The sequence below is a fragment of the Pseudomonas promysalinigenes genome (genome assembly GCF_014269025.2).
GTDB lineage: Bacteria > Pseudomonadota > Gammaproteobacteria > Pseudomonadales > Pseudomonadaceae > Aquipseudomonas > Aquipseudomonas promysalinigenes.
In genome coordinates this window covers 4,355,958-4,367,500 of the sequence record NZ_CP077094.1, presented here as the reverse complement: position 1 = coordinate 4,367,500, position 11,543 = coordinate 4,355,958, and the positions used below count along the sequence as shown (strand labels likewise).

Genomic DNA, 11,543 nt, shown 5'->3' with positions numbered 1-11,543 from the left:
ATACCGCCCAAGAGTTCATATCGACGGCGGTGTTTGGCACCTCGATGTCGGCTCATCACATCCTGGGGCTGAAGCCGGTCCCAAGGGTATGGCTGTTCGCCATTTAAAGTGGTACGCGAGCTGGGTTTAGAACGTCGTGAGACAGTTCGGTCCCTATCTGCCGTGGACGTTTGAGATTTGAGAGGGGCTGCTCCTAGTACGAGAGGACCGGAGTGGACGAACCTCTGGTGTTCCGGTTGTCACGCCAGTGGCATTGCCGGGTAGCTATGTTCGGAAGAGATAACCGCTGAAAGCATCTAAGCGGGAAACTTGCCTCAAGATGAGATCTCACTGGGATCTTGAATCCCCTAAAGGGCCGTCGAAGACTACGACGTTGATAGGTTGGGTGTGTAAGCGCTGTGAGGCGTTGAGCTAACCAATACTAATTGCCCGTGAGGCTTGACCATATAACACCCAAGCAATCTGCAGCGCAGATTGTGGTGGTGAAGACGAAAGACCCGAAAATTCGCAACATCACAAATCGCATATCCGAATTCGCTGGGCTGTCCAACAGGACATTCTGGCTACAGAATTTCTTGACGACCATAGAGCATTGGAACCACCTGATCCCATCCCGAACTCAGTAGTGAAACGATGCATCGCCGATGGTAGTGTGGGGTTTCCCCATGTGAGAGTAGGTCATCGTCAAGATTCATTTCGCAAAACCCCTATCTGCGCATGCAGGTAGGGGTTTTGTCTTTTCTGCTTTCACGACAGGGGTGAGCCGTCTCCCACTTTTGCAGCTGGGACCACTAGAATAGTACCGACGTACCTATTCAGAATCCCCAAATGCCCGACCCCGATAAGACTCAACCTCTGCAGCAGCTGCCACTGGCCGAGCTGATTGCCTGCCATGAGTGCGACCTGCTCATGCGCAAGCCAGTGCTACAGCATGACGAAAAAGCCCAATGCCCGCGCTGTGGCTACGAGCTCTATGCCCATCGCCGCAATGTGGTCAACCGCAGCCTGGCCCTGGTGCTGACGGCGTTGCTGCTGTTCATACCCGCCAACTTCCTGCCCATTATGCAGCTGCACCTGCTTGGCCAGACCTCGGACGACACTGTATGGAGTGGCGTGCTCGGCCTTTACAACTCGCAGATGCGGGGCGTGGCGGTGGTGGTATTCCTGTGCAGCATGGCCGTACCTTTGCTCAAGCTGCTCTGTCAGCTGGCTGTACTGCTGAGCATTCGCCTGGATATCGGGCGCAGTTATGGACTGCTGTGCTACCGCATTTATCACCACCTGCGCGACTGGGGCATGCTCGAGGTGTATTTCATGGGGGTGCTGGTGGCCATCGTCAAGCTTGTGGACTTGGCGGAGTTGACCGTTGGCCTGGGCCTGTTCTGTTTCATCAGTCTATTGCTGGTTCAGGTCTGGCTCGAAGTGGTGATGTCGCCACACCAGATCTGGAGCGCTTTGTCGGGGGAGGATCTGCATGCGGGCGATTGATGCAGGCATAGTGGTCTGTAATGAATGTCACGAACTGAATCGCCAGGAAGTCGAAGGCGATTCACAAGCCTGCACGCGGTGTGGGGCGATCGTGCACCCGCGGCGCCCCAATAGCATCATCCGCACTTGGGCGCTGCTGATCACTGCTTCGATTCTTTATATCCCCGCTAACCTGTTGCCGATCATGACGGTCAGCACCTTCGGGCAGGGTAGCGGCGACACCATCATGTCTGGCGTCATTACTTTGCTCAAGCACGGCATGTTGCCTATCGCCGCAGTGGTGTTCATCGCCAGCATTCTGGTCCCGACCTTCAAGCTGATAGGGATCGCGCTTTTACTGTACTCCGTTCAGCGGCGCCAGCCGCTGTCGGCGCGGCAACGGATCCTGATGTACCGTTTCATCGAATTCATAGGGCGCTGGTCCATGCTGGACATTTTCGTCATTGCCATTCTGGTGGCAGTGGTGAATTTCGGCCGCATCGCCAGTGTCGAAGCCAATTTGGGCGCTGTCGCCTTCGCCACTGTGGTGATCCTCACGATGCTCGCTGCTTTAACTTTCGATCCCCGGCTGATCTGGGATAACACGGAGTCGGATGACGACCATGAGTGACATGCCAATGGCCAAAACCCGTCCTGCCTCCAACTGGTCTGCCATCTGGATCCTGCCATTGATCGCGCTGCTGATCGGGGGCTGGCTGGCCTGGCAGGCCTATCGAGACTCGGGCGTGGAGATCCAAGTCCGTTTCGAAACCGGCGAGGGGATTGTCGCCAACAAGACCGAGGTGATCTTCAAAGGGATGCCGGTCGGCAAGGTGACCAAACTTGTGCTCGATGCCCAAGGCGAGAAGCAGGGAGTGATTGCCACCATCGAAATGAACAAGGCCGCCGAACTGCATTTGAACAAGGGCACCCGGTTCTGGTTGGTCAAGCCTAGTGTCAGCCTGGCCGGTATCTCAGGCCTTGAGACGCTGGTGTCGGGCAACTACATCGCCGTCAGTCCTGGGGACGGTGAGCCGACCCGGCGGTTTACGGCACTGAAAGTTGCACCACCGCTATCGGACAGTGAGCCAGGCTTGCACCTGACGCTCAAGGCCGAGCGGCTGGGGTCGCTCAACCGAGACAGCCCGATATTCTACAAACAGATCCAAGTTGGTAAGGTAAAAAGCTATCGTCTGTCTGACGACCAAAGCACGGTCGAGGTGAAGGTATTCATCGAGCCAGCCTACGCAAACCTGGTGCGAAAGCACACGCGATTCTGGAATGCCAGCGGCATTAGTATCGATGCGGATCTCTCGGGGGTGAAGGTGCGCAGCGAGTCACTGTCGAGCATCGTGGCAGGTGGCATTGCTTTTGCCACGCCGGAATACCGTAAAGACAGCCCACCCACCGATCCAAGCTTGCCGTTTCGCTTATATGAAGACTTCGATGCGGCCCAGGCCGGTATTCGCGTCAAGGTCAAACTCAGTGATTACGAGGGCCTGCAGGCTGGACGCACGCCAGTGATGTACAAGGGTATCCAGGTCGGTTCGTTGAAGACCCTGAAAATGGAGGACAACCTGGCCAGTGCTACTGCCGAGCTGACACTGGACCCATTGACCGAAGATTACCTGGTCGAAGGTACTCAGTTCTGGGTGGTCAAGCCGTCGATTTCCCTGGCGGGCATCACTGGCCTCGAAGCGCTGGTCAAAGGTAATTACATCGCAATCCGCCCTGGTGAGAAAGGCGCCAAGCCGCAGCGCGAGTTCGAGGCCCGCCCCAAAGCACCACCGCTGGACCTCAAGGCCCCTGGCCTGCATTTGGTGCTGTTCGCCGATACCCTGGGTTCGTTGGAAGTCGGCAGCCCGGTGATGTATCGCCAGGTCAAGGTAGGTAGCGTGCAGAGCTACCAATTTGCCCGCAACAGCAAGCGCATTCTGATTGGTGTGCATATCGAGAAAGAATACGAAAACCTGGTCAACGGCTCTTCGCGGTTCTGGAATGTCAGCGGCATCACCCTGACCGGCGGGCTGTCCGGTATCAAGATCAAGAGTGAATCGTTGCAGACCCTGATGGCCGGCGGGATCGCTTTCGATACGCCAACCCCCAATGTGGCGCTCAAGCGCCGTATACCGCGCTTCCGCTTGTTGGAGAGCCAAGAAGCCGTGAACCGTACCGGGACCTTGGTAACCATCAGAGTGGATCGCGCTGATGGCCTCAAGGCGGGTACGCCCATTCGCTTTCGTGGCCTTGATGTGGGCAGTGTGGAAAGCGTGGATTTGACCAAGGACTTGCAGGCGGTAGTACTGCGAGCGCGGATCACCGAGGCGGCTGAGCGCATCGCGCGCGAAGGTACGCAGTTCTGGGTGGTGAAGCCGGCGTTGGGGCTGGTGCGTACCGAGAACCTCGATACCCTGATTGGCGGCCAGTACCTTGAGGTGCAGCCGGCGGTCAAAGACAGGGGGCCGCAGCGTGATTTCATTGCGCTGGCCCAAGCCCCTGAAGTGTCTGGCGCGCCAGTGGGCCTGCCGCTGACGCTCAGTGCGCCGCGACGTGGTTCGATCAAGCCGGGTGTGCCGGTTACCTATCGCGAGGTGGCGGTGGGTAAAGTCACGGGGTTCGAGTTGGGCCAGACCGCAGATCGCGTGTTGATCCATATCCTGATCGAGCCGCGCTACGCCGCCCTGGTGCGCGGTGGCAGCCGGTTCTGGAACAGCAGTGGTTTCGGCTTTGACTGGGGGCTGTTCAAGGGCGCGACGGTGCGCACCGAGTCGCTTGAAACACTGATTGACGGCGGGATTGCCTTCGCTACACCGGAGGGCGATCAGATGGGCAACCCAGCTCGGCCGCAACAGACCTTCGCCTTGTTCGACAAGCCTGAAGATGCCTGGCTGCAGTGGGCGCCGAAGATCTCGATCGGCAAGTGATGAGCAAAACCATCGCTGGTCGGTAGGCCAATGACAGTTGGCTCCCACTGGGGGTGTGCTTACCTAGCAGTATGCACAGCCCTCGTGGGGGCGGGCTCACCCGCGAACACCGGCAAAGCCGGTCCCCTATACTGCGTTGCATGTTTCGCGGCTAAAGCCCCACCGGGGATTGCGCTATCTCGATGCATGCTTGAACCCCAGGCATAAAAAAACCGGCCCTAGGGCCGGTTTTTTCGACAAGAACGTCGCTTAGGCAGCTGCAGCTTCTTTCAGTGCCTTGATGTGGCCATTCAGACGGCCTTTGTGGCGAGCAGCTTTGTTCTTGTGGATGATGCCTTTATCGGCCATACGGTCGATTACAGGTACAGCCAGAACGTAAGCGGCTTGCGCTTTTTCGGCGTCTTTTGCGTCGATGGCTTTGACTACATTCTTGATGTAGGTGCGGACCATGGAACGCAGGCTGGCGTTGTGGCTGCGACGCTTCTCAGCCTGTTTTGCACGTTTCTTGGCGGAAGGTGTGTTGGCCACCGTCGAGCTCCTCGAAAGACTTTAGGTAAATAGCAAACAAAATAGGCCGCGAATCATGCCGATGAGTCGACCGGATGTCAAGGCCACTTGCAGGGTTCCGCCGAGTGGTGCAGTAACGGGCAGGAAATGTTCCTTTCTGCCGTGCTACCTGTAAACTCGGGAATTTTTGGCTCCCCTGCGAAGGCGCGGGAGTATCGCACATTCGGACGCTGTCTGGCAGCGCCCTCTGTCCCTGGCGTGAATCTTTTCGATGAATCTGCTCAAATCCCTGGCTGCAGTCAGCTCCATCACCATGGTTTCGCGGGTGCTGGGCTTTGTGCGCGACACCATTCTGGCCCGCGTCTTCGGTGCCGGTATCGCCACCGACGCCTTCTTCATCGCCTTCAAGCTGCCCAACCTGCTACGGCGGATCTTCGCCGAAGGGGCGTTTTCCCAGGCATTCGTGCCGATCCTGGCCGAATACAAGACCCAGCAAGGCGAGGAAGCAACGCGCACTTTCATTGCCTACATCAGCGGCCTGCTGACCCTTGTGCTGGCCTTGGTCACGGCCATCGGCATCGTCGCAGCGCCCTGGGTGGTCTGGGCCACAGCCCCAGGCTTTGTCGACAGCGCCGAAAAATACACACTGACCACCGACCTGCTTCGGGTAACCTTCCCTTATATATTGCTGATTTCGCTGTCGTCCCTGGCCGGGGCAATCCTCAACACCTGGAACCGGTTCAGCGTCCCTGCGTTCACCCCAACCCTGCTCAACGTGGCGATGATCATCTTCGCCCTGCTGCTCACCCCCTACTTCAACCCTCCGATCATGGCCTTGGCCTGGGGGGTGCTGGCCGGTGGCCTTGCGCAGTTGCTGTATCAACTGCCCGCGCTGAAGAAGATCGGCATGCTTGTCCTACCACGGCTGAACCTGCGCGATGCCGGGGTATGGCGTGTGCTCAAGCAGATGCTGCCGGCGATCCTTGGGGTGTCGGTGAGCCAGATATCGCTGATCATCAACACCATCTTCGCCTCCTTTCTGGTGGCCGGCTCAGTGTCGTGGATGTATTACGCTGACCGCCTTATGGAGCTGCCATCCGGTGTACTGGGCGTTGCCCTTGGCACCATCTTGCTGCCGACACTGGCTAAAACCTATGCCAACAAGGACCGGGAGGAGTACTCGCGAATCATGGATTGGGGGCTGCGCCTGTGCTTTCTGTTGGTGCTGCCGTGTACCCTGGCCCTGGCGATCCTCGCCGAGCCGCTGACCGTGGCACTGTTTCAGTACGGCAAGTTCAGCGCTTTCGACGCCGCGATGACCCAGCGTGCGCTCATCGCCTACTCGGTCGGCCTACTGGCGATCATTCTGGTCAAGGTGCTGGCACCTGGCTTTTATGCGCAGCAGAATATCCGTACCCCGGTGAAGATTGCGATCTTCACCCTGGTCTGCACGCAACTGTTCAACCTGGCATTGATCGGCCCACTGCAGCACGCCGGCCTTGCCCTGGCCATCAGCCTGGGCGCCTGCCTGAACGCAGGTCTGCTGTTCTGGAAGCTGCGCAGCCAGCAGCTATTTCAGCCGCAACCTGGCTGGGCCATCTACCTGCTCAAGCTGGTGCTGGCCGTTACGCTGATGGCAGCGGTGCTGCTGTTGGGCATGCACTACCTGCCAGCCTGGGAGCAAGGCAACATGCTGGAACGGTTCCTGCGCCTGGGTGCATTGATCGCGGCGGGGGTGGTGACCTATTTCGGTTGCCTGTACGTGTGTGGTTTCCGGCCCCGGCATTTCGCCCGCAAGGCCCTGCATTGAGGTAGAAGGCGGGTCAGGCGTCGGTTTTTCGTATTCCATGTCACCCCTGGGCGCTGCTGCCTGTCACCGGCGCCCGGGTGTGGTTATAATCGGCCACTTTATGAGCAAGAAGCGCGTTATGCAGCTGGTTCGAGGTCTTCACAACCTGCGCCCCGAGCACCGGGGCTGTGTCGCCACCATTGGCAACTTCGACGGGGTTCACCGTGGCCACCAGGCTATCCTGGCGCGCCTGCGCGAGCGTGGCCAGGAACTGGGCCTGCCGACCTGCGTGGTGACCTTCGAGCCGCAGCCGCGCGAATACTTCGCCCCCGATACCGCGCCGGCCCGGCTGGCCCGCCTGCGCGACAAGGTCGAGCTGCTGGCTGGCGAAGGCGTCGACCGGGTGCTGTGCCTTGCATTCAACCAGCGCCTGAGCCAGCTCAGCGCGCAGGCGTTCGTCAAGGCGATCCTGGTCGATGGCCTGGGGGTACGCCACCTTGAGGTAGGTGACGATTTTCGCTTCGGTTGCGACCGCGCTGGCGATTTTGCCTTCCTGGTCGCGGCCGGCAAGCAATACGGTTTTACCGTCGAAGCCGCCGACACGGTGATTCAGGACGGCTTGCGGGTCAGCAGCACTGAAGTGCGCAAGGCGCTGGCCGAAGGCGACTTCGAGCTGGCCGAGCACCTGCTGGGCCGCCCGTACCGTATCACTGGCCGCGTAATGCATGGCCAGAAGCTGGCCCGCCAGCTCGGCACACCGACCGCCAACATCCAGCTCAAGCGCCGCCGCGTGCCGCTGTCCGGGGTTTACCTGGCCAGCATCGAGATCGATGGCAAGGCCTGGCCGGGTGTGGGCAACATTGGCGTGCGCCCGACGGTGGCCGGTGACGGCCGCCCGCACCTCGAGATTCATCTACTGGATTATGCCGGCGATCTGTATGGCCGGCGCCTGACGGTGGAATTCCACCACAAGCTGCGTGAAGAGCAGCGATTCGCCTCCCTGGAGGCGCTGAAGTCGGCGATCGATGCGGATATCGCCGCCGCACGTGCACATTGGCACGCTCAACCGCTAACGAAGAGCCTGAAATGACCGACTACAAAGCCACGCTAAACCTTCCGGACACCGCCTTCCCCATGAAGGCCGGCCTGCCTCAGCGCGAACCGCAGATCCTGCAGCGCTGGGACAGCATTGGCCTGTACCAGAAGCTGCGCGAAATTGGCAAGGATCGTCCGAAATTCGTCCTGCACGACGGCCCGCCCTATGCCAACGGCAAGATTCACATCGGTCATGCGCTGAACAAGATCCTCAAGGACATGATCGTCCGTTCCAAGACGCTGTCCGGCTTCGACGCGCCCTACGTCCCTGGGTGGGACTGCCACGGCCTGCCGATCGAACACAAGGTCGAAGTCACCCACGGCAAGCACCTGACCGCAGACCGCACCCGTGAGCTGTGCCGTGAGTATGCCGCCGAGCAGATCGAAGGGCAGAAGACCGAGTTCATCCGCCTAGGTGTGCTGGGTGACTGGGACAACCCGTACAAGACCATGAACTTCGCCAACGAGGCCGGTGAAATCCGCGCCCTGGCCGAAATGGTCAAGCAAGGCTTCGTGTTCAAAGGCCTCAAGCCTGTGAACTGGTGCTTCGATTGCGGTTCGGCCCTGGCCGAGGCCGAGGTCGAATACGCCGACAAGAAATCCCAGACCATCGACGTGGCCTTCCCGGCTGCCGATGAGGCCAAGCTGGCTGCCGCCTTCGGCCTGGCGTCGCTGGCCAAACCGGCTGCTATCGTGATTTGGACCACCACCCCGTGGACCATCCCGGCCAATCAGGCGCTGAACATCCACCCAGACTTCAAGTACGCCTTGGTTGATACCGGCGAGCGTCTGCTGGTGCTGGCCGAAGAGCTGGTAGAGTCTTGCCTCAAGCGCTACAACCTGGAAGGTTCGGTGATCGCCACCGCGCCAGGCTCGGCCCTGGAACTGGTCGATTTCCGCCACCCGTTCTACGACCGCCTGTCGCCTGTGTACCTGGCCGAGTACGTAGAACTGGGCGCAGGCACTGGCGTGGTGCACTCGGCCCCGGCCTACGGTGAAGACGACTTCGTCACCTGCAAGCGCTATGGCATGGTCAACGACGATATCCTGACCCCGGTGCAGAGCAACGGCGTATACGTCGAATCGCTGCCATTCTTTGGCGGCCAGTTCATCTGGAAGGCCAACCCGGCGATCGTCGACAAGCTCAGCGAAGTCGGCGCGCTGATGCATACCGAAACCATCAGCCACAGCTACATGCACTGCTGGCGCCACAAGACGCCGCTGATCTACCGCGCCACCGCGCAGTGGTTCGTCGGCATGGACAAGCAGCCGAGCACTGGCGAGCCGCTGCGCGAACGTGCACTCAAGGCCATCGAAGACACCAAATTCGTCCCGGCCTGGGGCCAGGCGCGCTTGCATTCGATGATCGCCAACCGCCCAGACTGGTGCATCTCGCGTCAACGCAACTGGGGCGTGCCGATCCCATTCTTCCTGCACAAGCAGACCGGCGAGCTGCACCCGCGCACCGTCGAGCTGATGGAGGCCGTGGCCAAGCGCGTCGAGCAAGAGGGCATCGAAGCCTGGTTCAAACTGGACGCCGCCCAATTGCTGGGTGACGAAGCGGCCCAGTACGACAAGATCTCCGACACCCTGGACGTCTGGTTCGACTCCGGCACCACCCACTGGCACGTGCTGCGTGGCTCCCACGACATCGGCCACGCCACCGGGCCACGTGCCGACCTGTACCTGGAAGGTTCCGACCAGCACCGCGGCTGGTTCCACTCGTCCTTGCTGACCGGTTGCGCCATCGACGGCCACGCGCCGTACCGCGAGCTGCTGACCCACGGCTTCACCGTGGACGAAAGCGGCCGCAAGATGTCCAAGTCGCTGGGCAACACCATCGAGCCAGAAAAGGTCAACAATACCTTGGGTGCGGATATCCTGCGCCTGTGGGTGGCCGCGACCGATTACTCCGGCGAGATGGCCGTGTCGGAGCAGATCCTGCAGCGCAGCGCCGATGCCTACCGCCGTATCCGCAACACTGCGCGCTTCCTGCTTTCCAACCTGAGTGGTTTCAACCCGGCAACCGACCTGCTGGCCCCGCAGGAGATGATCGCCCTGGACCGCTGGGCTGTGGACCGTACCCTGCTGCTGCAGCGCGAGCTGGAAGAGCACTACGGCGAATACCGCTTCTGGAACGTCTACTCGAAGATCCACAACTTCTGCGTGCAGGAGTTGGGCGGCTTCTACCTCGACATCATCAAGGACCGCCAGTACACCACTGGCGCAAACAGTGTCGCGCGCCGTTCCTGCCAAACCGCGCTGTACCACATCAGCGAGGCACTGGTGCGCTGGATCGCACCGATCCTGGCGTTCACCGCCGACGAAATCTGGCAGTACCTGCCGGGTGAGCGCAACGAGTCGGTGATGCTCAACGGCTGGTATCAGGGCCTGGCCGAGCTCCCAGAAGGCACCGAGCTGGACCGCGCCTACTGGGACCGCGTCATGGCCGTGAAGGCTGCGGTCAACAAGGAGCTGGAAAACCAGCGTACCGCCAAGGTCATCGGTGGCAACCTGCAGGCCGAAGTCACCTTGTTCGCTGAGCAAAGCCTGATGGCCGACCTGAACAAGCTGGGCGACGAGCTTCGCTTCGTACTGATTACCTCCGCCGCCAGCGTGGTGCCGTTCGCCCAGGCGCCGGCCGAGGCCGTGGCTACCGAAGTGGAGGGCCTGAAGCTGCAGGTGGTCAAGTCAGGCCACGCCAAGTGCGGCCGTTGCTGGCACTTCCGCGCCGACGTCGGCAGCCACCCGGAGCACCCGGAAATCTGTGGCCGTTGCGTGGACAACCTGACCGGCCAAGGCGAGGTGCGCCACTATGCCTAACCCTGCAGCGGGGCGTTTCGGGCGCCTTGCATGGCTGTGGCTGAGCTTGCTGGTGCTGGTCCTCGACCAGGCCACCAAGCTGTATTTCGACAACGCCCTGACCATGTACCAGCAGATCGTCGTCATCCCTGACTACTTCAGCTGGACACTGGCCTACAACACCGGTGCTGCCTTCAGTTTCCTGGCTGATGGCGCCGGTTGGCAGCGCTGGCTGTTCGCCCTGATTGCGGTGGTGGTCAGTGCGGTGCTGGTGGTCTGGCTCAAGCGCCTTGGGCGCGGTGAAACCTGGCTGGCGGTGGCGCTGGCGCTGGTGCTCGGCGGTGCGCTGGGCAACCTTTACGACCGCATCGTGCTTGGCCATGTGGTCGACTTCATCCTGGTGCATTGGCAAAACCGTCATTACTTCCCGGCCTTCAACCTGGCCGACAGCGCCATCACCGTTGGTGCGGTGATGCTGGCGCTGGATATGTTCAAGAGCAAGAAGTCCGAGGAACCAGTCCATGACTGACACCCGTATCGGCCAGAACACCGAAGTCACTCTGCACTTCGCGCTGCACCTGGAAAACGGCGATACCGTCGACAGCACCTTCGACAAGGCTCCGGCTACGTTCAAGGTCGGCGACGGCAATCTGCTGCCAGGCTTCGAAAATGCGTTGTTCGGTTTCAAGGCAGGTGACAAGCGCACCGTTGCGGTGGCGCCGGAGAACGCTTTCGGTCAGCCCAACCCACAGAACGTGCAGGTCATGCCACGCTCCAACTTCGAAAACATGGAGCTGTCCGAAGGGCTGCTGATCATCTTCAACGATGCCGCCAACACCGAGCTGCCGGGTGTGGTCAAAGCCTTCGACGACGACCAGGTGACCATCGATTTCAATCACCCACTGGCTGGCAAGACCCTGACCTTCGAGGTGGAGATCCTCGAGGTCAAGGCCCTGTAG

9 protein-coding genes and 2 rRNA genes (1 of these 11 only partly in view) are annotated in these 11,543 nt (G+C 60.4%); 10 read left to right on the top strand and 1 reads right to left on the bottom strand.

What is annotated here, in order from left to right:
* The 5 genes from HU725_RS19860 to HU725_RS19840 all read left to right on the top strand — a co-directional run.
* Window positions 1-446, top strand: a 23S ribosomal RNA gene (locus HU725_RS19860) (it extends 2,446 nt beyond the left edge of the window).
* A 128-nt stretch (window positions 447-574) separates the two neighbouring features.
* Window positions 575-690: ribosomal RNA gene (gene rrf, locus HU725_RS19855) — 5S ribosomal RNA — on the top strand.
* A gap of 138 nt (window positions 691-828) precedes the next feature.
* A complete protein-coding gene (locus HU725_RS19850) occupies window positions 829-1,488 on the top strand; it encodes a paraquat-inducible protein A (protein ID WP_060480186.1) in 660 nt (219 codons plus the stop codon).
* The gene (locus tag HU725_RS19845; protein ID WP_060480187.1) at window positions 1,475-2,098 is read left to right on the top strand and encodes a paraquat-inducible protein A; all 624 of its coding nucleotides are present in this window, start codon (window positions 1,475-1,477) and stop codon (window positions 2,096-2,098) included. The genes HU725_RS19850 and HU725_RS19845 overlap by 14 nt, the downstream gene beginning before the upstream one ends.
* Window positions 2,091-4,391 carry a PqiB family protein gene (locus tag HU725_RS19840; protein ID WP_186478201.1) on the top strand — a complete coding sequence of 767 codons (2,301 nt, stop codon included), beginning with the start codon at window positions 2,091-2,093 and terminating at the stop codon, window positions 4,389-4,391. The genes HU725_RS19845 and HU725_RS19840 overlap by 8 nt, the downstream gene beginning before the upstream one ends.
* 249 nt (window positions 4,392-4,640) lie before the next feature.
* On the opposite strand, the gene rpsT is transcribed toward HU725_RS19840, so the two are convergent.
* Window positions 4,641-4,919: a 30S ribosomal protein S20 gene (gene rpsT, locus HU725_RS19835; protein ID WP_003247625.1), complete on the bottom strand. Its 279-nt coding sequence runs from the start codon at window positions 4,917-4,919 to the stop codon at window positions 4,641-4,643.
* Between the two features lie 250 nt (window positions 4,920-5,169).
* Between rpsT and murJ the strand changes: the two genes are divergently transcribed.
* From murJ to fkpB, 5 genes are all read left to right on the top strand, one after another.
* Window positions 5,170-6,708: a murein biosynthesis integral membrane protein MurJ gene (gene murJ, locus HU725_RS19830; RefSeq protein ID WP_186478202.1), complete on the top strand. Its 1,539-nt coding sequence runs from the start codon at window positions 5,170-5,172 to the stop codon at window positions 6,706-6,708.
* A gap of 118 nt (window positions 6,709-6,826) precedes the next feature.
* Window positions 6,827-7,777, top strand: coding sequence for a bifunctional riboflavin kinase/FAD synthetase (gene ribF / locus HU725_RS19825; RefSeq protein ID WP_186478203.1), 951 nt, complete (start codon window positions 6,827-6,829; stop codon window positions 7,775-7,777).
* Window positions 7,774-10,605: an isoleucine--tRNA ligase gene (gene ileS, locus HU725_RS19820; RefSeq protein WP_186478204.1), complete on the top strand. Its 2,832-nt coding sequence runs from the start codon at window positions 7,774-7,776 to the stop codon at window positions 10,603-10,605. Before ribF ends, ileS begins: the two co-directional genes overlap by 4 nt.
* Window positions 10,598-11,113: a signal peptidase II gene (gene lspA / locus HU725_RS19815; protein ID WP_060480192.1), complete on the top strand. Its 516-nt coding sequence runs from the start codon at window positions 10,598-10,600 to the stop codon at window positions 11,111-11,113. The genes ileS and lspA overlap by 8 nt, the downstream gene beginning before the upstream one ends.
* Window positions 11,106-11,543 carry an FKBP-type peptidyl-prolyl cis-trans isomerase gene (gene fkpB, locus HU725_RS19810; protein ID WP_060480193.1) on the top strand — a complete coding sequence of 146 codons (438 nt, stop codon included), beginning with the start codon at window positions 11,106-11,108 and terminating at the stop codon, window positions 11,541-11,543. Before lspA ends, fkpB begins: the two co-directional genes overlap by 8 nt.

Bases quoted from the DNA above. Each gene is read 5' to 3' on its own strand.
- HU725_RS19850 (WP_060480186.1), top strand. From the start codon at position 829: ATGCCCGACCCCGATAAGACTCAACCTCTGCAGCAGCTGCCACTGGCC.
- HU725_RS19845 (WP_060480187.1), top strand. From the start codon at position 1,475: ATGCGGGCGATTGATGCAGGCATAGTGGTCTGTAATGAATGTCACGAA.
- HU725_RS19840 (WP_186478201.1), top strand. From the start codon at position 2,091: ATGAGTGACATGCCAATGGCCAAAACCCGTCCTGCCTCCAACTGGTCT.
- murJ (WP_186478202.1), top strand. From the start codon at position 5,170: ATGAATCTGCTCAAATCCCTGGCTGCAGTCAGCTCCATCACCATGGTT.
- ribF (WP_186478203.1), top strand. From the start codon at position 6,827: ATGCAGCTGGTTCGAGGTCTTCACAACCTGCGCCCCGAGCACCGGGGC.
- ileS (WP_186478204.1), top strand. From the start codon at position 7,774: ATGACCGACTACAAAGCCACGCTAAACCTTCCGGACACCGCCTTCCCC.
- lspA (WP_060480192.1), top strand. From the start codon at position 10,598: ATGCCTAACCCTGCAGCGGGGCGTTTCGGGCGCCTTGCATGGCTGTGG.
- fkpB (WP_060480193.1), top strand. From the start codon at position 11,106: ATGACTGACACCCGTATCGGCCAGAACACCGAAGTCACTCTGCACTTC.